The following is a 20,848-nucleotide window of genomic DNA, read 5'->3' as shown; positions in this document are numbered from 1 at the left end:
CCGACGACGCTCCTCACGAGCCTGTGGCTCTTCATGACGAGCCTAGATCGTCCCCCGCAGACCTGGACATGAGCCGAGAGGCTGCAGACAGGCGCCTGGGACCGCTTAGCCTGGTGCCATGCCCCTCACACCTCGACCGTCCGTCGCATGAGCATCATCCCTGTCCCTGACCCGTCGCCCGCCGTCCTGGTCATCCAGCACGCCGCGTGGGAAGGGCCCGGCCTCGTGGGCCGCGCCCTCGACGAGCGCAGCATCGCCTGGCGCTCGGTGACCGTCCTCGACGACGCGGCACCTGAGCTCCCCGACGCCCGGTCGCTCGCCGGCCTGGTCGTCATGGGAGGGGGTATGGGAGCGCTCGACGACACGGCGCACCCTGGGCTCGCCGCCGAGCGCAGGCTGCTCGCCGACGCGACAGCCGCTGGAGTCCCGGTCCTCGGGATCTGCCTCGGGATGCAGCTGCTCGCCGTCGCCCTCGGTGGCGACCTGCTCACAGCGCACGGCGAGGAGATCGGTGTCGCGCCGGTCTCGCTCACCGGCGCGGGCCTGCGGGACGCGTACCTGTACCCGCTGACGGTCGACGCCTCGCCCGACCCGGAGGTGCTGCACTGGCACGCAGACGCCGTCACCGCTCCTCCGGGCGCGACAGTCCTCGCCTCGACACCCCTCACCCCCGTGCAGGCCTTCAGGTCAGGCAGTGCCGTCGGGCTCCAGTTCCACCTCGAGATCGACGGGGCGCACCTCGACGAGTGGCTCGCGACCCCCGAGATGGCTGCCGAGCTCGCGCCGGGCGTCGCCGACACGATGCGCGCCGACGCAGCCGTGCGGATGACGAGCCTCGTCCCGCGCGCCCTCGTGGTCTTCGGTGCCTTCGCCGACGAGGTCCAGGCCCGTCGCGACAGCGTGACGCACGCGGGTGGCTGACCGCCCGGCCGCCGAGGTCGTCGTCGACACCACGCTGGTCCGGCGGCTGCTCGACGAGCAGTGCCCCACCCTGCCCGGTGCCGGCCCGACGGCCGACCTGAGCCTCGAGGTCGTCTCCGAGGGGTGGGACAACGTGATGCTCCGACTGGGGACCTCACTGGCGGTCCGGGTCCCGCGGCGCGCGGTCGGGGCACGTCTGCTCGTCAACGAGCAGCGGTGGCTCCCTCGTCTCGCAGAGCGTCTCGACGTGCTGGTCCCCGCGCCGGTCGTCGCGGGCGTCCCCGGCGCAGGCTACCCGTGGCACTGGAGCGTCGTGCCGTGGATCGACGGCACGGCCGCCGGCACGGTCGACCGCGCCCGGCTGCAGGGTGTCGCGGAGCCGCTGGCTGCCTTCTTCGGCGCGCTGCACTCGGCCGCCCCGGCGGACGCACCGGTCAACGAGGTCCGCGGCGGCCCGCTCGAGGAGCGCGACGACGCGGTGCGTGAACGGCTGTCGCGCGTCGACCACCCCCGCGTCGCCGGGCTCACCGCCGTCTGGGAGGCAGGGCTCGACGCCCCCGCGTGGGACGGGCCGCCGCTCTGGCTGCACGGCGACCCGCACCCCTTCAACCTCGTGGTCTCCGACGAGCCCTCGGGTGAGGTGAGCCTGCGGGCCGTGGTCGACTTCGGGGACATGACCTCGGGTGACCCCGCGTGCGACCTCGCCGCGGCCTGGCTCGTCTTCGACAAGGCCGGGCGGGAGCGGTTCGTGGCGGCCGTCGAGAGAGTGTGGGACGAGGCGGGCAGCGGCGTCCTCCCGCACCAGGGTCGGTCGCCTGAGGCCCTCCGCGCCCGAGAGGCACTCTGGGGCCGCGCGCGCGGCTGGGCCGTCGCGATGGGGACCGCGCTGCTCGCGCACAGCGACGACGACCCGACCTTCGCCGCGCTCGGTGCGCGGGTCGCCGACGAGCTGCTCCAGGACGACTGACGGCCTGGGGCGGCCGGCCGGCGCTGGTGCGCGGCGCGGCACGACGTGGGACCGCAGCGCAGCGCGGCAGACGGACCGCCTCCGTCGCCGAGGTCGCTCCGGCTACCCTTCTCGGCCGACGACCGCCGCGTACGACGTGCGAGCCAGCTCTTCGAGGACGTCGAGGTCGATCGTCGTGAGGTCCTTGAGGTACAGGCAGGAGCTGCCGAGGGTGTGCGGCCCGAGGCGGGCGAGCATGTCACCGCGGTCCTCGAAGCCGTCCATGAGGTAGACCGTGGTCGCCGCCTTGCGCGGGGAGAAACCCAGGGCCAACCAGTCGCCCTCGCGGCCGGAGGCGTAGACGAAGTGGTAGCTCCCGAAGCCCACGATGCTGGTCCCCCACATCCGCGCGGGCTCACCGGTGACACGCTCCATGAGCGCGAGCACGGTGAACGCGTCGCGTCTGCGGACCGGGTGCGTCACCCCGTCGAGGAACTCGGTCACCGAGCCGTCGTTCTCCACCGTCACCGCAGATGAGGCCATCGCCCCAGTGTGCCGTCCCAGGAGCCCGGGCGACAGCCCGAGCCGACCTGTCCCCCACCGCTCTCGGCCGCACCAGAGCTGAGCACTGCCCCGTCGCAGCACGACGAGGGCGCCTGAGCGGGCACTGCAGGGACGCACAGCGGGGCGCCCACCCGGTGAAGGATGGACGCCCCGCTCTGGTACCGCTGGTGTCAGGTCACTTCTGGACGAGCGACCGGAGCACGTACTGCAGGATCCCGCCGTTGCGGTAGTAGTCCGCCTCGCCCGGGGTGTCGATGCGCACCACGGCGTCGAACTCGACGAGCGTGCCGTCGGTCTTCGTCGCGGCGACCTTGACGGTCGACGGGGTCGAGCCGTCGTTGAGGACCGTGACACCCGAGATGTCGAAGGTCTCCGTGCCGTCGAGCCCGAGGGACTCGGCGTTCTCCCCAGCCGGGAACTGCAGCGGCAGGACGCCCATGCCGATGAGGTTCGAGCGGTGGATCCGCTCGAAGCTCTCGGTGATGACAGCCTTGACGCCGAGGAGCGCCGTGCCCTTGGCAGCCCAGTCGCGCGACGAGCCGGAGCCGTACTCCTTGCCACCGAGGATGACGAGCGGGGTGCCCTGCGCGGCGTAGTCCTGCGCGGCGTCGTAGATGAACGACTGCTGGCCCGTGACGAAGTTGAAGGTGTAGCCACCCTCGACGTTCTCCAGGAGCTGGTTGCGCAGGCGGATGTTCGCGAAGGTCCCGCGGATCATCACCTCGTGGTTCCCGCGGCGCGAGCCGTAGGAGTTGAAGTCACGACGCTCGACACCGTTGCCCGCGAGGTACTCCGCGGCCGGGGTGCCCGGCTTGATCGCACCAGCAGGGCTGATGTGGTCGGTCGTGACCGAGTCGCCGAGCTTGGCGAGGACACGAGCACCGGAGATGTCGGTGACAGGGTCGGGGGTCATCGACATGCCGTCGAAGTACGGGGGCTTGCGCACGTACGTCGACTCGGAGTCCCACGCGAAGGTGTTGCCCTCGGGGGTGGGCAGGGCGCGCCAGCGCTCGTCACCGGCGAAGACGTCCGCGTAGTCGGTCGTGAACATCTCGCGGTTGATCGACGTGTCGATCGTCCGCTGCACCTCGTCGGCCGAGGGCCAGATGTCGGCGAGGAACACGTCCGCGCCGTCCTGGTCCTGGCCGAGGGGCTCGGCGACGAAGTCGAAGTCCATCGTGCCCGCGAGGGCGTAGGCGATGACCAGCGGCGGCGACGCGAGGTAGTTCATCTTCACGTCGGGGTTGATGCGACCCTCGAAGTTGCGGTTGCCCGAGAGCACCGAGACGACCGACAGGTCGTGCTCGTTGACCGCGGCGGAGACCTCTTCGGGCAGCGGACCGGAGTTGCCGATGCAGGTCGCGCAGCCGTAGCCGACGAGGTGGAAGCCGAGCTTCTCGAGGTAGGGCCACAGGCCCGCCTTCTCGTAGTAGTCGGTGACGACCTTGGACCCGGGGGCCATCGACGTCTTGACCCACGGCTGGGCCACGAGGCCCTTCTCGACAGCCTTCTTGGCCAGGAGCGCCGCGGCGAGCATTACCGAGGGGTTCGAGGTGTTGGTGCACGACGTGATCGAGGCGATGACGACCTTGCCGTGGTCCAGCTCGGTCTCCGTGCCGTCGGCGAGCGTCAGCGGCACACGCTTGTGCGGGCGCTTGGACGAGTCACCGTTCGGGACGTGGTCGGGCGCGTCGCTCGCGTCGTGGTGCTCACCCGCGGCGATGGGGTCAGAGGCCGGGAAGGTCTCGTCGACCGACTCGTCGAGGCCCGTGAACGGGGCTGCAGCGGCGGCGTCGACGTAGTCGAGGATCGACGTCGCGAAAGAGCTCTTCGCGTCGGTGAGCTCGATCCGGTCCTGCGGACGCTTGGGCCCGGCGATGCTCGGGACGACCGTGGAGAGGTCGAGCTCGAGGTACTCGGAGAACTTCGGCTCGACGTAGGACTCGGCCGAGGGGTCGAGCCACATGCCCTGCTCCTTGGCGTACGCCTCGACGAGAGCGAGCTGCTCTGCGGAGCGGCCGGTGAGGCGCAGGTAGTCGAGCGTGACGCCGTCGATCGGGAAGATCGCCGCGGTCGAGCCGAACTCGGGGCTCATGTTGCCGATGGTCGCACGGTTGGCGAGCGGCACGGCCGCGACACCTTCTCCGTAGAACTCGACGAACTTGCCGACGACACCGTGCTCGCGCAGCTGCTGCGTGATCGTCAGGACGACGTCGGTCGCGGTGACGGCCGCGGGGATCTCGCCCGTGAGTTTGAAGCCCACGACGCGCGGGATGAGCATCGAGACGGGCTGACCGAGCATGGCGGCCTCGGCCTCGATGCCACCGACGCCCCAGCCGAGCACGCCGAGACCGTTGACCATCGTCGTGTGCGAGTCGGTGCCGACGCAGGTGTCGGGGTAGGCGCGCAGGACCCCGTCGACCTCTCGGGTCATGATGGTGCGGGCCAGGTACTCGATGTTGACCTGGTGGACGATCCCGGTGCCCGGAGGGACGACCTTGAAGTCGTCGAAGGCCGTCTGGCCCCAGCGCAGGAACTGGTAGCGCTCACGGTTGCGCTCGTACTCGAGCTCGACGTTGCGCTCGAAGGCGTCGGCGCGACCGGCGACGTCGATCTGGACCGAGTGGTCGATGACGAGTTCGGCGGGGGCGAGCGGGTTCACACGCTCCGGGTCGCCGCCGAGGTCGGCGACGGCCTCGCGCATGGTGGCGAGGTCGACGACGCAGGGCACGCCTGTGAAGTCCTGCATGATCACGCGCGCAGGGGTGAACTGGATCTCGGTGTCCGGCTGCGCGTCGGGGTCCCAGGAGGCCAGGGCGTTGACGTGGTCAGCGGTGATGTTCGCGCCGTCTTCGGTGCGGAGGAGGTTCTCGGCGAGAACCTTGAGGCTGAACGGAAGCTTGTCCGTCCCTTCAACTGCGGAGAGCCGGAAGATCTCGTACGAGGTGCCATCGACCTCGAGAGTTCCCTTCGACCCGAACGTGTCCACGCTGCTCACGTAGGCTCCTTCATCTTCGGCGAGACAGGTGCGCGAGGGAGTCGGCGAGACGTCCGCCCGGTTGGTGCACCTGGTACTTGGGGGCTTCGCCCAGCGTAGCCGGGCAGTGCTCGACGAGCCGCTCGAGGCGCTGTCGTCGAATCCGGGACCAGCATACCGCATGTATCTTGACGTCAAGATATATACGGGCGCGAGTCTCTCCGGTGCGCGGCCTCGTCAGCCGCGGCGACGGCCTCCCTCCGCGGGCGACCGCCGGAGCCGCCTCGTCTAGGCCGAGCGCGCAGGCGTAGCGGTCTCGACGACCCGAGTCTCAGGCGTCCTGGCGCGACCGACGAGCCACGGCGTGAACCACCTGTGGATCGCCTCGACGGCGAGGCACCCGAGGACCGCTGTCGCCGCGATCCACGGCGCGGACTCGCGGCTCGGGTACTCGAGGCTGACGAGCTCGCGCACGGGCTCGACGAGGAGCACCCCGACGGCGGCACCCGCCAGCAGGACGATCATCGCGACCTTCCACGCCTGCCAGGGGCGCGCGAGCACACCCACGACCCACAGGCCGACCGAGACGAGGACGATGAACACGGCCGTGCGCCCCTGGACCAGGGAGTCGGCCTCCCAGACGAAGGCGTAGATGCCCAGGACGAGCGAGCCGACGACGATCCCCACAGGCATGGCGAAGGACAGGCACCGCCTGAGGAAGCCGGCGACGAAGCGCTGGTTGTTCGGCGGCAGGGACAGCAGGAAGGCCGGGATGCCGATGGTCAGCGCGCCGATGATCGTCATGTGGCGCGGCAAGAAGGGGTAGTCCCAGGAGAGCAGCACGACGACCACGGCGAGGAGCGCGGCGTACGTCGTCTTGGAGAGGAACAGCGTCGCGACGCGCTCCATGTTCGCCATGATCCGGCGCCCCTGGCCGAGGACGCCGGGCAGGGTCGAGAACGCACCGTCGACGAGCACGATGCGGGCGACGGCCTTGCTCGCCCCGGCACCGTTGCCCATCGCGATGCCGAGGTCGGCGTCCTTGAGCGCGAGGGCGTCGTTGACGCCGTCGCCTGTCATCGCGACGACGTGCCCGTCGGACTGGAGGGCGTGGACCAGGTCCCGCTTCTGCTCGGGCGACACCCGGCCGAAGACGTCGTAGTCGCGGGCGACCTGAGCGAGCGCCGCCGGGTCGTCGACGGGGAGGTCCCGGGCGTCGAAGCCGTCGACCACCACGCCCTCGCCGCGCAGGCCGACCCGGGTCGCGATCGCGGCCACGGTCTCGGGGTTGTCACCAGAGATGATCGTGGTCCGCACACCCTGCGCGCGGAAGTAGGCGAGGGTCTGCGCGGCGTCAGGTCGCACCCGCTCCCCCAGCACGGCGACGACAGCAGGTTGCAGGTCGCCGGGCAGGTCGCCGTCAGGAGCCGGGAGCGGCTCGTCGGTCCGGGCGAGCAGGACCACGCGCGCGCCCGTCCCGGCCTCCCGGGCCACGACGGTCCGGGCGCGCGCCGCGCCGTCGTCGTCGCGTCGTCCGAGCAGGAGCTCAGGAGCGCCCATGACCCAGACGCCGTCGGCGGTCTCGAGCGCGCTCCACTTGCGGGCCGAGGAGAAGGGCACGGCAGCCAGGACCTGGGCGGGGACGACGGCGGCGACCCCGGCGGCGATCGCTTTCGACGTGGCGTTGCCCTCGCGGTCTGTCGCGATCGCGGCGAGCGCCTCGAGGGCCCCGGGCAGCTCGGCGAGCGTCTCGAGGCTGGTGAGCGAGACTGTGCCGTCGGTGATCGTGCCGGTCTTGTCCAGGCAGAGCACGTCGACACGAGCGAGGATCTCGACGGCGGCGAGCTCCTGCACGAGGACCTTCTGCCGCGCGAGGATCATCGCGGCGAGCGCGAAGTTGAGAGAGGTGAGGAGCACGAGCCCCTCAGGGATCATGCCGACCACACCGGCGACGGCCGCGACGACCGCGTCCTTCCAGTGCCCGTCCTCGAAGGCGGTGTCCCAGCCGCCCGTCGCACGGAGCTGGCTCCACGCGAGGAGCAGGGCGATCGGGACGATCGCGAACGACACCACCCGCAAGACCTTGTTGACCCCGTCGCGCAGGTCGGACTGGACTGTCGAGTACTGCTTGGCCACTGCCGTGATCTTGTTGGCATATCCGTCGATCCCCACGCGCGTCACACGGAAGGCCGCGCTCCCCGCCACAACCGAGGACCCTGAGAGCACCTCGTCGTCGACGGCCTTGTGGACCGACCGAGACTCGCCCGTGAGCATCGACTCGTCGACCTCGAGGCCGGCCGAGCTCAGCACGGTGCCGTCGGCCGGCACCTGGTCCCCGGTGCCGAGGTGCACCACGTCGTCCTGGACGATCTCCTCGAGACGCACCTGCTGCTCGGCGCCGTCGCGGAGCACCCGCGCGAAGGGCGCGTCGAGGATCGCCAGGTTGTCCAGGGTCCGCTTGGCGCGGTACTCCGTGACGATGCCGATCGCGGCGTTGATGACGATGACGAAGCCGAACAGCGCGTCCGCCCACCGCCCTGTGAGCAGCACGAGCACGAGCGCGACCAGGAGGATGCCGTTGAAGAGCGTGAAGACGTTCTCGCGGAGGATGTCGACGAAGGAGCGAGAGGTGGTCGTGTCGACCGTGTTGACGAGGCCCTGCGACCTCCGGTCGGCGACCTCTTCGGACGTCAGTCCGTGCACTGGCGTTCTCCCTGCGTGAAGGTGTGGGGCATCACCATACCTGGGCCCCCTGACCGTCGACCTGGAGCCGCCCAGCCCGTGACCTGCTCACGGCAGCTCTTCCTCACCGCGGGCCCGCAGGAGCTCTTCGCGCTCGGAGTCCACGAGGGTGGCGAGCCGGATCCGCACGGTCTCGACGTCCACCCACAGCTCGTCGGCGAGCTCCCCCCACGACCTCGCCCAGCGTGCTGCCTCCACGAGGTCGTCGAGAGAGACGAGCCACCGCGCGGCCAGGGCACCGGCCTCTCTCTCCTCGCGCTCCGTGCAGCCTGGACCGTGACGCAGCTCGAGGTGGGCGAGCTCGTGCGCGAGGGTCGAGCGCCGTTGGGCCTGGGACTGGTGCGGGTGGAGCTGGATCGACCGGACCCCGTCCGTCGCACCGAGGACCCCGGGCACGACGACCCACCGGAGCTCGACATGGTCGAGCTCACGCAGGCGCCGCCACGGGTTGAACACAGGTGCGACGCTACGTGGGCCTGCGGCTCCAGGACCGTCGTCCACAGCCCCGGGTCCCCCAGGGGTCTCCGGCACGATGCTCCGTCACACGAGGACCGGGCTCTCCGGGTCGTCCTGCACGCCGTCGCCAGGCGGCTGGTCCGCGCTGCCGTCGACCAGACTCGGTGACTGGTCCGGCTCACCTGCCCTCGCCGCCCACGTCCCGGTCTCGGACGTCGAGGTCAGGGCGTCCGAGCCCTCGGGCTCGATGCCCGTGCCGACAGGGTCTGCGAGGACGAGCGAGAGCCGCGGACCGCCGTCCTCGGACCGTGCTGCCGAAGCAGCCCTGAGCCTGCGCGTCAGCTCACGGATGAGCTCGTCGTCGGCCACCCCACGGGCGTCGTAGACCACCTGGACCTCGCCGCCGGGCAGACCCATCTCCTCGGCGATCGCCGCCCGGACGACCCCGACGTGGACCTGGAGGGCCCTGGCGAGCCCTTCGACGGTCGTGTCCCTCAAGAGCCGCGCGATCGGGGCCCTGCCCTCGCGCAAGAGCTTCGACACGACCTGCTTGGACAGACCCGACTCACGCGCCAGGTCCGACTGGTTCCACCCTCTGCGTTCTAGACCGTCCCGCAGGAGTCTCTGGAGTGCGTGCATCGATCCTTGCCCTTCGTCGGCGACGCACACCGGCCGGTCCCGGAGATCCGAGGAGAGCCGTCGCGTGTCGCGGGAGATCAGGGCGAGCGGGTGCCGCGCCTGCGGCACAAAGATATGTCAACCAGGATGGACCGTGCGGGAAGGGACAATCACCCGCGTGGCGCTCATCGGGCGCAAGGCCCCGTCAACCCGAACGGAATGGACAGTCGCCAAAGGGTTGACTCGGGTCAAAACAGACGCAAGCATAGAAACAACACAGACCGCGGAGAGAGGACGGCGATGAGGCTGCGAGACCCGAGGCTCCTCAAGGCCTACATGATGCTCGCCGGCATCAACCAGGCTCGTCTGGGGCGCCGCGCGGGGTGCTCGCGTCAGTTCATCCACATGCTGCTGACAGGAGAGAAGCGCAGCTGCCGCCCCGATGTCGCCGAACGCATCGAGGAGGCCGTCCGTGTCCGCAGCGGCACGCTCTTCACGGTGTCCGAGCGTGTCGTGGAGCGGAACGTGACCCATGTCCGCCCCGTAGGAACACGTCCACCTGTGTGACACCACCAAGCTGCCGCCGGCGAGGAACCCCTGCCCTCCCGGCGGTGCACCACCATCTGAGGCACCGGGCGTCCGCACCATGCGGTCGACCGGTGCCTCAGGTGGCTTCACGGCGCTGCTCAGGGAGAGCGCCGATGACTCTGCGCACCCAGCAGCCTGGCGATCGTCAGCCCGGCGCGCTGAGCGATCGGGCGCTCGTCGACCCGGCGCGCTCGACGGGCTGCGGGATCAGCGCGTCAGGACTGCCACGCACTCCACGTGGTGCGTCATCGGGAAGAGGTCGAAGGCGCGGACGCTCTCGAGCTCGTAGCCGTCCTTCGCGAGGTACGCGATGTCACGGGCGAGCGCCGCTGGGTCGCACGCGACGTACACGATGCGGCTCGGCGAGAGCGCCACGATCTGCGCGACGGTCTTGGCTCCCGCACCTGTGCGCGGCGGGTCGAGGACGACGACGTCGGCCCCGGCGATCGCGCCGTGCCCGGCGGTCCGCAGCACCGTGTCGACCTGGCCGACGTGCAGCTCGACCTGCTCGTAGGCGTGAGCGTTGCGGCGCGCGTCCTTCACGGCGCGCTCGTCACCCTCGACAGCCACGACGCGTCCGACAGGCCCGACGGCCTTGGCGAGCGGGACCGTGAACAGCCCGGCCCCTGAGTAGAGGTCGACGACCGTGGCGTCGGTGAGGTCGCCGTCCGCTCCCCCGCGGGCAGCGTCGAGCACCACCTGCGCGAGGAGCGAGGGGGCCTCGCGGTGGACCTGCCAGAACCCGTCGGCGGCGACCTTGTACGTGAAGGCCTCGCCGTCGACGGTCACCGTCTCGGTGACCGAGCGGCGCACGTTCGGACGGGTGTCGAGGTGGCCGTTGCGCAGGACCTGCCCGTCGAGCAGCACGATCGGGTCTGAGCCGTCGGCCGGGGCCACGACCTCGATCTCGGCGCCGGGGGTCCAGCGCTTCGCGAAGATCTTCTCGGCATCGGCGGCAGCAAGGACCTCCGGGGTGGCCAGGGGCATGGTGCTCAGCGGGAGCACGTCGTGCGACCGGAACTGGCGCATGCCGGCGCGGCCGTCCGCGTCGGCGACGAGGTCGATGCGGGTACGCCATCCGAGGCCGCCGCGCTCGTCGTCGCCCGGGGCGGGCTCGACGACCACTGTGCGCTCGATCTTCGCGAGGCGCTGCAGCTGCTCTTCGACGACCCCGGCCTTCCAGCGGCGCTGCGCCTCGAGGGAGACGTGCGCGAGCTCTCCGCCGCCGACGCCGTCGGCCCCGGCCTGCGGCCAGGCCGACCGGACCCGGTCCGGGGAGGCGACGAGGATCTCGACGGCGTCCGCGCGCCAGAACTTCGAGGTCTCCCCCGAGTCGGTCAGGCGCGCGCGGACGGTCTCACCGGGCAGCGTGTGCCGCACGAAGACGACCCGACCGTCGTACCGCGCGACGCAGTGCCCACCGTGGGCGATGCGGCCGATCTCGAGCTCGACCAGCGGAGCGGTCTCAGGGGTGTCGGCGGCGTCGTTCAGGGCTTCGGATGACTCAGGGGTGGTAGGCACCCGACAAGTATCCCAGGCGTCTGGCCCGGGTCCCACCAGACGTCGACCTAGTAGCCGACCCTGCGCTTCTTCGCGGCGTACCCGGTGCCCTCCAGGCCCGTCTGCCCCTGGCTCGACGAGAGCTGCCACGGGACCGAGGCCACGACCACACCGGGGGTGAAGAGCAGACGCCCCTTGAGCCGCAGCGCGCTCTGGTTGTGGAGCAGCTGCTCCCACCAGTGCCCGACCACGTACTCGGGGATGTACACCACGACGAGGTCACGGGGGCTCTCGCGACGCACCGACCGGACGTACCCGAGGATCGGCCGGGTGATCTCACGGAACGGGGAGTCGAGGACCCGCAGCGGGACGGGGATGTCCAGGCTCTCCCACTGGGCTGTGAGGCGCTCGACGTCCTCGGCGTCGACGCCCACGGTGAGCGCCTCGAGCGTGTTGGGCCGCGACGCGCGGGCATAGGCGATCGCCCGCATCGTCGGCTTGTGCAGCTTGGACACGAGCACGATCGCGTGCACCCGGCTCGGCAGCGCCCGAGAGGACGACGGGTCCTCGCCGAGCTCGATCTCCTCGGACACCGAGTCGTAGTGCTTGCGGATCGACTTCATGAGCACGAACACCGCTGCCATCGCGAGCAGCGCGATCCACGCGCCGTGCGTGAACTTGGTGAGCAGCACGATGACCAGCACGGTCCCGGTCATCGCGAAGCCGATCGAGTTGACGATCCTCGAGCGTGTCATCTGCGACCGCACCTTGGGGTCTGTTTCGGTCCGCAGCTTGTCGGTCCAGTGCCGGACCATGCCCAGCTGAGACAGCGTGAAGGAGACGAACACCCCCACGATGTACAGCTGGATCAGGCGGGTGACCTCGGCGTCGAAGGCCCAGATGAGGATGATCGCACCGGCCGCCAGGGTGAGGATGCCGTTGGAGAAGGCGAGCCTGTCACCGCGGGTGTGGAGCTGGCGCGGGAGGTAGCCGTCCTTGGCGAGGATGGAGCCGAGCACCGGGAAGCCGTTGAAGGCCGTGTTCGCGGCGAGCACGAGGATCAGCCCCGTCACCGCCGAGACGATGTAGAAGGCGAAGGGGACGCCCTGGAACACGGCCTCGGCGAGCTGGCCGATCACCGGGTGCTGCACGTAGTCGACCGGGAGGGCCTGCCCGCCGGAGGTCAGCTGCTCGTGGGGGTTCTCGGCGTAGTGCACGCCGGTGAGACGGGCGAGGAAGAGGATGACGAGGATCATCAGGGCCGAGATGCCACCGAGGAGCGCGAGGGTGGTCGCGGCGTTCTTGGACTTGGGCTTCTGGAAGGCCGGCACACCGTTGCTGATGGCCTCGACACCCGTCAGGGCTGCGCAGCCCGAGGCGAAGGCCCGCGCGATGAGGAAGGCTCCGGCCAGACCTGTCAGCCCCTCGTCGAAGCCAGGCTGGGCGACGAGCTCGAAGGTCGCGCTCTCTGCCATCGGCAGGTTGCCGGTCAGGTGCCGCAAGAACCCGACGACGGCGGTGACCCCGATCGCGAACATGAAGAGGTAGACGGGGATCGCGAAGAACCGCCCGGACTCCTTGACCCCTCGCAGGTTCACGAGCGTCAGCAGCGCGACGAGCACGATCGCGAAGGTGGCTTCGTGGTCCCGCAGCGCTGGGATCGCGCTCGCCGCGTACTGCGCGCCGGAGGAGATCGACACAGCGACGGTGAGGACGTAGTCGACCATGAGCGCGCTCGCGACGCCGACACCGGCGCTCGGGCCGAGGTTCTCGGTCGCGACCTCGTAGTCACCGCCGCCCGAGGGGTAGGCGTGCACGTTCTGCCTGTACGAGGCGACGACGGTGATCAGCACGAGGACGACGGCGAGGCCGACCCACGGGGAGATCGTCGTGGCGGTGAACCCGGCGACCGCGAGGGTCAGCAGGATCTCGTCGGGGGCGTAGGCGACGGACGAGAGCGCGTCCGAGGCGAAGACCGGCAGCGCGATGCGCTTCGGCAGGAGGGTATGCCCCAGGTGTTCGCTGCGGACTGGACGTCCGAGGAGGAGCCGCTTGGCGGCATCAGCAATGTCCGACACGTTGAGCAATGCTAGGCCCGTTTTGGCGGTCTGGGGACGGATCTGCGGTCACGGTCTGGTCAGCAGTCCCGTCAGGGAGTCGCCCGCGGCTCCGCAGCCGGTCACAGAGGCGGGCTGCTGGCCCGTCGCACGGCCGTCGCGGGCCCGTCGCAGGTACCCACGGGCGTGAACCTGGAGTAGCGTTCCGGCTTGTGCACTTCGTCATCATGGGATGTGGGCGCGTCGGCGCCACTCTGGCCCAGTCGCTCGAGAACAACGGTCACTCCGTCGCGGTCATCGACCAGAACGCTGACGCGTTCCGTCGGTTGAGCCCCGACTTCGGCGGGAAGAAGGTGACAGGTCTCGGGTTCGACCGCGACACCCTCCACCAGGCGGGGATCGACGACACCTACGGATTTGCGGCCGTCTCGGACGGCGACAACTCGAACATCCTCGCGGCCCGCGTGGTCCGTGAGACCTACGGGATCGAGAACGTCGTCGCCCGGATCTACGACCCCCACAGGGCCGAGATCTACCAGCGCCTGGGGATCTCGACGGTCGCGACGGTCCGCTGGACCGCCGACCAGATGCTCCGCCGGATGCTCCCCATGGGAGCCACCGACGAGTACCGAGACCCCTCCGGTCAGATCCGCCTCGCCCAGGTCGACGTGCACCCCGGCTGGTACGGCCGCTCGATCCGCGCGATCGACGAGGCCAGCGGCGCGAAGTCGGCCTTCGTCACGCGCTACGGCGACGGCGTGATCGTCCAGCCCGAGACCGTGCTGCAGGAGAACGACATCTTGCACGTCCTGGTCCACACCGATGCGTCGACCACGATGGAGCGCATCCTCACCCACGCCCCGAAGGTAGAGGTCTGATGCGCGTCGTCATCGCCGGAGCAGGATCTGTCGGTCGGTCGATCGCCCGAGAGCTCATCGCCAACGACCACGACGTGACGATCATCGACCACCAGCCGACGTCGATGCGTGTCGCCCAGGTGCCCGAGGCCGAGTGGCTGCTCGCCGACGCCTGCGAGCTGCCGACGCTCACCGAGGCCAAGGTGGACGAGTGCGACGTCATCGTCGCGGCGACAGGCGACGACAAGGCCAACCTGGTCATCTCGTTGCTCGCCAAGACCGAGTTCGGCGTGCCGCGCACGGTCGCTCGCGTGAACAACCCCAAGAACGAGTGGATGTTCGACGAGTCGTGGGGCGTGGACGTCGCCGTCTCGACCCCGCGGATCATGACCGCGATGGTCGAGGAGGCCGTGTCGGTCGGCGACCTCGTGAAGATCTTCACCTTCCACCAGTCCGGCGCGGACATCCTCGAGATCACCCTGCCGGCGGACTCAGTCCTGGCCGGTCAGCGCCTCGGCGACATCACGTGGCCCAAGGACACCGTGCTCGCCGCGATCGTGCGGGGCACGCTCCCGATCGCGCCGACGGCCGACGACACCCTCGAGGCTGGCGACGAGCTGCTGATCGTCACGGGTCAAGAGTCGACGCTCACCGAGCTGCAGGCGCTGCTGGTCGGCGGACCAGCAACCACGTCCCCCACAGGACCAGCGCCCACAGCGGGACGCCCATCACCAGCCGAGCAGTCCCCAGCCATCCCACCGACGAGCTGAAGTACAGCGGGATCTGGACCGCGAGACGCAGCGCGAACATGCCGATCCAGAGCCACGTCGCGAGGGTGTACCGGCGCAGGAGCGCAGGGTCCCTGCGCCACGCCGTCGAGAAGACGGGTGCGGGGGCGGTGGCCTCGACAGGCTCGTCGTGCGTCTGATCAGCCTGCTCCGTCACCGGGCCAGGCTGACGAGACGGTTGAGACGTCGCACCGAACCCACCACGGAGCGCCTCGACGACCACACCGACGATCGGCCACGACACGGCGACCGAGACCAGCATGACGGCCAGGTACGCGCCGTTGGTCCACAGGCCGTAGGCGAAGTACTGGGTGGCGTCGCCGGACCTCCAGGCCCAGAACACGCCGATCGCGACACCGAAGAGACCTCCGAAGGCCTGGGTCACCGGCGTGCGCTGGACCAGCCGCGCGACGACGGCCGCCACGGCGACGGCCAGCGACGCGACGAGCGGCGGCATGAGCTCGCGGGTCGCGACGTAGAGCACCACGAAGACGAGCCCTGGGGCCATCGCCTCGACGACCCCGCGGATGCCGCCGACCGAGTCGACCATCGAGAAGTCGTCTGAGGCGAGGGCGCGGACACCGGCTCCTGCGGTCGCCGCGCCAGGGGCTCCAGAGCTGTCCCCGGCCCCAGCCTGGGAGGTGACCGGCGGCGGGACCTGGCCCGGGTCTCCTGCGCGGCCCGCGCCGTCACTCACCGGGTCGGGCCCGGAGCTCGTAGCGCGGGTTGTAGATGGTCGCCCGGTCACCCATCTGGCAGACCAGCCCAGACACGCGCGCACGCCGACCGGGTTCGATCCCCGCGATGCGGCGGCGTCCCAGCCACACGAGGTCGATCGAGGCCGACCCGTCGTACAGCTCGGCCTCGAGCGCAGGGACACCGTCGCGCGGGCGCAGGACGACCGAGCGGATGACTCCGGAGAGCTCGACCTGGACGCGGTTGCCCGCCGTCGCGGCGGCGATGCAGCCGACCTGCGCGGACGAGTCGGTCCGCTCTTCGACAGCCGCGATCTCTTCCTGGGAGGCGAGCACAGAGTGCAGCGCCGTGCGCAGGCTCATCAGCGGATCTCGGTGATCTCGGGACCGCGGTTCAACGGGTCGAAGGTCGGCGGGGCGACGGGCGTCTCGGGCTGGCGCTTGCCGGGCAGCGTGAGCGAGAGGAGGTCGCGCGGCGGGCGTGCGTCGTCCCCACGGACCACGACGATCTGCCGGAACAGCCCCTCGAGCGTCTTGGCCTCCTCGACGTCGACCGCAGCCTTGCCGCTGATGACACCACGGAGGAACCAGCGCGGGCCGTCGTGCCCGATGAAGCGTGCGGGACGGTGCCCGGTCCGTCCGTCGGGGGTGCGGGCGGGCAGGCGTGCGAGGAGCTCTCGGCCGAAGGGGCCGGGGACGTCGTCGACAGACCCGCCCTGCTTGACGATCGAGTCGGCGATCTCTGCACGGATCTCGTCCCAGATGCCGTCGGTGCGCGGGGCTGCGAAGGCCTGCACCTGGAGCGCCGACCCCTCGAGGGCGAGACCTGCACCGGTCACCCGGTTGGTCTTCTGGTCGACCTCCATGCGCAGCTCCATGCCGGCCACACCAGGCACGCGGAGTGCCCCGAGGTCGACACGGGCCCCGAGCTCGGGGACCTCGGAGACGTCGAAGGGGCCGACGGCGTCGGCGGTGCCGTCCCCCTCTGGTCCGGTCGAGTCGGCGCCGGCGGTCGGCGCAGCGCCGTCCTGTGCCGGAGCGGATTCGGTCTCGGCACCGGGAGCCTGCGCTGTCGCGTCAGCCCCCTTGGTGCCGCGTCGGAACAGAGCCACTGGTTCGTCTCCTTCGGATGGGTGCACGTGCGTCGCACGTGGCACGGCGGGACGTCGACCTCTCGGTCGGCGCGATCCTGGTCCGCCGTGACCTGCTTGTGACAAGACTATGCCGCAGCGCGGCGCGTGAACTACTTCTGTGCTGAGGGTGAACCTGACCATCCGCCGCTCGACCCGAACCCGCCCGCACCGCGCGCAGAGCCGGGCAGCCGCTCCGCCTGGACGAACCTGGCGCGCGCGACCTGCTGGACCACGAGCTGGGCGATCCTGTCGCCCCTGGACAGCGTGAGCGTCTCGGTCGGGTCGGAGTTGTAGAGCGTCACCGCGATCTCGCCGCGGTAGCCCGCGTCGACGGTGCCGGGCGCGTTGACGATCGTCAGGCCGTGCCGCGCGGCGAGCCCCGACCTCGGGTGCACGAAGGCCGCGTAGCCGTCGGGCAGCGCGATCGAGACTCCCGTGGGCACCGTCGACCTCTCGAAGGGAGCCAGCGTCACGTCGACCCGGGTCACCAGGTCGGCGCCGGCGTCGCCGGGGTGCGCGTAGGACGGCATCGGGATCCCGTCGTCGAGCAGGGTGATGAGGACCTCGGGTTTCTGCGTAGTCACGGTAGGTGACTCTAACGGCTCGCGGAGGCGCGCACGACGACCCTGTGGACGAGGACTGCGGGCACAGCACGCCTGCGATGATGGAGGCATGACCTCAGCACCGTCGCACGAGCCCCACGCCGACCGCCCCGAGAGCAGCCCGCGCTCCCCCGCGAGCCCCGCAGGTGGCCTGCCGGCACCTGCCGCAGCGCCTGCGCACGCAGCCTCGTCGGGCCCGACGGGGGGCTCCAGGCCGGCCTCGGGCGTGCTGCACTCCGAGCGTCTCCTGCCCAGCCTCGCCGGGTGGTTCGGCATCGTGTCCTTCGCGCTGGTCCTCGGTGTCGCGCTGACCGTCGCCGGGCCTGTCGCCGCCGTGGTCACAGCTGTCGTGACTCTGGTCGTCGGCTGCACGGTCGCGTGGTGGACAGCCCCTGTCGTCGAGGTCCGCGACGGGGTCCTGCGCGCTGGCGGTACCGAGATCCCGACGAGCCTGCTGGCCGACGTCGTGACGCTCGACCGCGAGGGGGTCCGGGAGCAGATGGGGACCGGGTGGGACGCACGCGCCTTCGCGTGCCTGCGGACGTGGACCGGTGGTGCGATCCGGGCGGACGTGGTCGACCCTGCCGACCCGACGCCGTTCTGGGTCGTCTCGACCCGGAGGCCAGACGACCTGGCGGCTGCCGTCACGGCCCAGGGGTGACCTGGACCAGACGCAGCCGCCCTGTCGAGCATGAGTGCGAGTCCGACGGTGTCAGGCAGCGCACTCCGAGCAGATCTGCTGGCCGTTCTTCTCGCTGGCCAGCTGGCTGCGGTGGTGGACGAGGAAGCAGCTCGCGCAGGTGAACTCGTCAGCCTGGCGCGGGAGCACCCGGACGGAGAGCTCTTCGCCCGAGAGGTCGGCACCGGGAAGCTCGAAGCCTTCGGCCGCTTCCGTCTCGTCCTCGTCGACAACGCCTGAGCTCTTGTCGGAACGACGCGCCTTGAGCTCTTCGAGCGAGTCCTCGCTGAGGTCTTCCTCTGTCTTGCGGGGGGCGTCGTAGTCAGTTGCCATGTGTGGGCTCACACTCCAGTGCAGATGTATCGGTGGTCGCCGAGGTGACTCGCACGTCACTCGGTGTGTCGCAACTCAGTGCTGGTGCTCCGGGATTGCTAGTGCTGTAATGCTCGCGCCCGCCCGGTTGTTCCCGGGTGGCGATGGGATTGTCCATCATTTCCGGGCGCAGCGCACCTCACGTCGAGATCTCCACCCGCGTCGGCACGCGACGGACCCGGGCGCGGACGCTCGGAGCGGGGTGGAGCCGCCCACCCTAGTGCACCGGAGACCCCCCTCGGTCCACCCTCAGGCGCCGCTGTCGGCGTCCAGCCCGGTGAGCAGCGTGACCAGCGCGTCGACCGACGGGCCAGGCCCGGCGACTGTCATGTCCGGGCTCGCGCCACGTCCCCGCAGACCCGACACGGTCCCGCCCGCCTCGGTCACCAGCAGTGCACCGGCGGCCATGTCCCACGGGTTCAGCCCGCGCTCGTACACGAGGTCGAGCTGCCCCTCCGCGACCATGCAGAGATCGAGGGCGGCAGACCCGATCCGCCGGATGTCGCGCACCCTGGGCAGGACCTGCGTGAGCACCTGCGCCTGGGCGGCCCGGCGTTCTGAGGCGTACCCGAAGCCCGTGCCGACCAGGCTCAGCGAGAGGTCTGTCGGCTCGTTGACGTGGATCGGCTCGCCGTCGACCGTCGCGCCCTCGCCCCTCCCCGCGGACCACGAGCGACCGTCCGGGACGCGCACGACGCACCCGGCGAGGGCCTCCCACTCCTCGGGGTCGCCCGACCCGGCGACCACCGCGACCGACACCGCGTAGGCCGGGATGCCGTAGAGGTAATTGACGGTGCCGTCGATCGGGTCGACGACCCACGTCAACCCGCTCGTCCCGGCGACGTGACCGTCTTCCTCTCCCAAGATCGCGTCGTCGGGGCGGGCCTCGAGGATCAGCCGGCGCAGCAGCGCCTCGGAGGCGGCGTCCATCGCCGTGACGACGTCGACGGGCGAGGACTTGGTCGCGGCGACCTCGACGCGGGCCGGGCTGGTGGTCCGGACGAGGTCGGCCGCCTCGGCAGCGACCCGCTCGGCGAGACGGCGCAGCTCGCTGACGAGCGCGGCGTCGGGGACTGGAGCAGAGGCAGGAGCGGCAGGAGAGGTCATGACCTCATCCTGCCCGACGTGACAATCTGGTGCCGCGGCACACCGACCCGGGTGCGCGGGTGCGGGGTGAAGAGGTGGCACGCTGGCACCTTCAGGTGCCACAGGAGGACCAATGGCTGAGCAGGATGCAGGTGAGCTGCGACTCGTCGGGCTGCACGACGACGGGGAGCACCTCGTGCTGTCGCGCCCCGGGGGCGAGACGTTCCGTCTGGCGATCACCGACGGCTTGCGCGCGGCGGTGCGACGCGACCGCTCGCGTCTGGAGCACCTCAAGACGCAGGAGCAGGGATTCCTCGCCCCGCGCGAGATCCAGGCTCGGGTCCGTTCTGGGCTGACCGCCGAGGAGATCGCGGCCGAGTCGGGGATCACCGTCGCGCAGGTGCGCCGCTACGAGGGCCCCGTGCTCGCCGAGCGCCAGTTCATCGCGCAGCAGGCCGCTGCGACCCGGGTGGGCCGTGACAACAGCTCGCCGAGCCTCGGCGACCTCGTGACCGACAGGCTCGCGGCCCGCGGCGTCGAGACCTCGGAGCTCGAGTGGGACGCCTCGCGTCCCGACGGCCACGGCTGGATCGTGTCGGTCGCCTTCAGCGTCGGCGGTCAGGATCGCCTCGCCCGCTGGACCTTCGACCCGCCCGCACGCTCCTTGCACGCCCTCGAGGACGAGGCCCGCTGGCTCTCGGAGACCGAGATCGCCGACGAGCCGATCCCGCGCCGCCACCTCGCGTCGGTGCGCTCGTCCGTGTACGACCTCGAGTCCGACGGCTCGGTCCGTCCGGTCCTCGACGCCGTCGACCTGGACCCGAGGCTGCTGCGCCCCTCCGAGCCCCAGGCTCCGGAGACGCCGAGCGAGCTGGACCAGACCGCCGCGATCCTCGACGACCTCCAGGGCCGCCGTGGTGTCCGTCAGCAGCTCGAGCTCGGTGAGGACGAGGCGCTGTTCGAGGGCTTCGGCCCGGCGACGGCCTTCGCCGACCACGACGACGACCTGCCGGTCGGCGACGTGCCCGGAGCGCACCCCGCCGAGCCGGGGACAGGCCTGCTGGAGGCCCGCGTCTACGCGCTCCCCCCGCTGTCGATGCCTGTCGACGACGCTGAGAGCACCGCCGACGAGGCAGCCGAGACCGAGACACCCGCCGAGGCACCCGAGGCCGAGCCTGCCGCCGAGAAGACCCCGGCCCGCCCGACCCGCCGTGGTCGCTCGAAGGTGCCCAGCTGGGACGAGATCGTGTTCGGCGGCAAGCAGGAC

At 70.8% G+C, this 20,848-nt stretch carries 19 protein-coding genes and 1 pseudogene; 7 read left to right on the top strand and 13 right to left on the bottom strand.

Annotation, left to right across the window (positions count from 1 at the left end):
• Nucleotides 1-147: 147 nt before the first annotated feature.
• Together HZZ10_RS10830 and HZZ10_RS10825 are read left to right on the top strand one after the other, a co-directional pair.
• A complete protein-coding gene (locus HZZ10_RS10830; protein WP_179913513.1) occupies nt 148-921 on the top strand; it encodes a type 1 glutamine amidotransferase in 774 nt (257 codons plus the stop codon).
• A complete protein-coding gene (locus HZZ10_RS10825) occupies nt 914-1,888 on the top strand; it encodes an aminoglycoside phosphotransferase family protein (RefSeq protein ID WP_179913512.1) in 975 nt (324 codons plus the stop codon). The genes HZZ10_RS10830 and HZZ10_RS10825 overlap by 8 nt, the downstream gene beginning before the upstream one ends.
• A gap of 102 nt (nt 1,889-1,990) precedes the next feature.
• On the opposite strand, the gene HZZ10_RS10820 is transcribed toward HZZ10_RS10825, so the two are convergent.
• The 5 genes from HZZ10_RS10820 to HZZ10_RS10800 form a co-directional block, all read right to left on the bottom strand.
• Nucleotides 1,991-2,410 (bottom strand): DUF1801 domain-containing protein, encoded by a 420-nt coding sequence (locus tag HZZ10_RS10820; protein ID WP_179913511.1) that lies wholly within the window; start codon nt 2,408-2,410, stop codon nt 1,991-1,993.
• 196 nt (nt 2,411-2,606) lie between these two features.
• Nucleotides 2,607-5,429, bottom strand: coding sequence for an aconitate hydratase (locus tag HZZ10_RS10815; RefSeq protein ID WP_308507554.1), 2,823 nt, complete (start codon nt 5,427-5,429; stop codon nt 2,607-2,609).
• 267 nt (nt 5,430-5,696) lie between these two features.
• On the bottom strand, nt 5,697-8,111 hold the full coding sequence (locus HZZ10_RS10810; protein ID WP_179913509.1) for an HAD-IC family P-type ATPase: 2,415 nt from the start codon (nt 8,109-8,111) through the stop codon (nt 5,697-5,699).
• 87 nt (nt 8,112-8,198) lie between these two features.
• Nucleotides 8,199-8,606 (bottom strand): ImmA/IrrE family metallo-endopeptidase, encoded by a 408-nt coding sequence (locus HZZ10_RS10805; protein ID WP_179913508.1) that lies wholly within the window; start codon nt 8,604-8,606, stop codon nt 8,199-8,201.
• Between the two features lie 84 nt (nt 8,607-8,690).
• Complete coding sequence (locus HZZ10_RS10800) at nt 8,691-9,245, bottom strand: helix-turn-helix domain-containing protein (protein ID WP_179913507.1); 555 nt, start codon at nt 9,243-9,245, stop codon at nt 8,691-8,693.
• Nucleotides 9,246-9,524: 279 nt separating this feature from the next.
• On the opposite strand from HZZ10_RS10800, the gene HZZ10_RS10795 reads away from it, so the two are divergent.
• The gene (locus tag HZZ10_RS10795) at nt 9,525-9,791 is read left to right on the top strand and encodes a helix-turn-helix domain-containing protein (RefSeq protein ID WP_179913506.1); all 267 of its coding nucleotides are present in this window, start codon (nt 9,525-9,527) and stop codon (nt 9,789-9,791) included.
• 228 nt (nt 9,792-10,019) lie between these two features.
• Here the strand turns inward: HZZ10_RS10795 and HZZ10_RS10790 are convergent, their stop codons facing one another.
• A complete protein-coding gene (locus HZZ10_RS10790) occupies nt 10,020-11,333 on the bottom strand; it encodes a class I SAM-dependent RNA methyltransferase (RefSeq protein ID WP_082543959.1) in 1,314 nt (437 codons plus the stop codon).
• Between the two features lie 47 nt (nt 11,334-11,380).
• The gene (locus HZZ10_RS10785; protein WP_179913505.1) at nt 11,381-13,390 is read right to left on the bottom strand and encodes an APC family permease; all 2,010 of its coding nucleotides are present in this window, start codon (nt 13,388-13,390) and stop codon (nt 11,381-11,383) included.
• A gap of 206 nt (nt 13,391-13,596) precedes the next feature.
• On the opposite strand from HZZ10_RS10785, the gene HZZ10_RS10780 reads away from it, so the two are divergent.
• Both HZZ10_RS10780 and HZZ10_RS10775 read left to right on the top strand, forming a co-directional pair.
• The gene (locus tag HZZ10_RS10780; RefSeq protein ID WP_056134036.1) at nt 13,597-14,247 is read left to right on the top strand and encodes a potassium channel family protein; all 651 of its coding nucleotides are present in this window, start codon (nt 13,597-13,599) and stop codon (nt 14,245-14,247) included.
• Nucleotides 14,247-14,996: a potassium channel family protein gene (locus HZZ10_RS10775; protein ID WP_056132228.1), complete on the top strand. Its 750-nt coding sequence runs from the start codon at nt 14,247-14,249 to the stop codon at nt 14,994-14,996. Before HZZ10_RS10780 ends, HZZ10_RS10775 begins: the two co-directional genes overlap by 1 nt.
• Here HZZ10_RS10775 and HZZ10_RS10770 read toward each other — a convergent pair.
• From HZZ10_RS10770 to dut, 4 genes and pseudogenes are all read right to left on the bottom strand, one after another.
• A pseudogene (locus tag HZZ10_RS10770) lies at nt 14,953-15,522 on the bottom strand (DUF3159 domain-containing protein); the annotation flags it as partial. The gene HZZ10_RS10775 and the pseudogene HZZ10_RS10770 sit on opposite strands and share 44 nt — an antisense overlap.
• A gap of 181 nt (nt 15,523-15,703) precedes the next feature.
• On the bottom strand, nt 15,704-16,072 hold the full coding sequence (locus HZZ10_RS10765) for an OB-fold nucleic acid binding domain-containing protein (RefSeq protein ID WP_056132224.1): 369 nt from the start codon (nt 16,070-16,072) through the stop codon (nt 15,704-15,706).
• On the bottom strand, nt 16,072-16,821 hold the full coding sequence (locus HZZ10_RS10760) for a DUF3710 domain-containing protein (protein ID WP_056132220.1): 750 nt from the start codon (nt 16,819-16,821) through the stop codon (nt 16,072-16,074). The genes HZZ10_RS10765 and HZZ10_RS10760 overlap by 1 nt, the downstream gene beginning before the upstream one ends.
• Nucleotides 16,822-16,952: 131 nt before the next feature.
• Nucleotides 16,953-17,426 (bottom strand): dUTP diphosphatase, encoded by a 474-nt coding sequence (dut, locus tag HZZ10_RS10755; protein ID WP_179913504.1) that lies wholly within the window; start codon nt 17,424-17,426, stop codon nt 16,953-16,955.
• A gap of 88 nt (nt 17,427-17,514) precedes the next feature.
• Between dut and HZZ10_RS10750 the strand changes: the two genes are divergently transcribed.
• Entirely contained in the window at nt 17,515-18,105 is a 591-nt protein-coding gene (locus HZZ10_RS10750; protein WP_179913503.1) for a DUF3093 domain-containing protein, read from the top strand.
• A 51-nt stretch (nt 18,106-18,156) separates the two neighbouring features.
• Here HZZ10_RS10750 and HZZ10_RS10745 read toward each other — a convergent pair whose 3' ends face one another.
• Both HZZ10_RS10745 and HZZ10_RS10740 read right to left on the bottom strand, forming a co-directional pair.
• Entirely contained in the window at nt 18,157-18,456 is a 300-nt protein-coding gene (locus tag HZZ10_RS10745) for a DUF4193 domain-containing protein (protein WP_056132214.1), read from the bottom strand.
• Between the two features lie 288 nt (nt 18,457-18,744).
• Entirely contained in the window at nt 18,745-19,602 is an 858-nt protein-coding gene (locus HZZ10_RS10740; protein ID WP_056132212.1) for an inositol monophosphatase family protein, read from the bottom strand.
• 112 nt (nt 19,603-19,714) lie between these two features.
• Between HZZ10_RS10740 and sepH the strand changes: the two genes are divergently transcribed.
• A partial coding sequence (sepH, locus tag HZZ10_RS10735; protein ID WP_056132209.1) for a septation protein SepH occupies nt 19,715-20,848 on the top strand: 1,134 nt, incomplete at its 3' end.

The sequence above is a fragment of the Sanguibacter inulinus genome (genome assembly GCF_013415325.1).
In the GTDB taxonomy this organism is placed as follows: Bacteria; Actinomycetota; Actinomycetes; order Actinomycetales; family Cellulomonadaceae; genus Sanguibacter; species Sanguibacter inulinus.
This window is presented reverse-complemented; position numbering and strand designations above follow the sequence as displayed.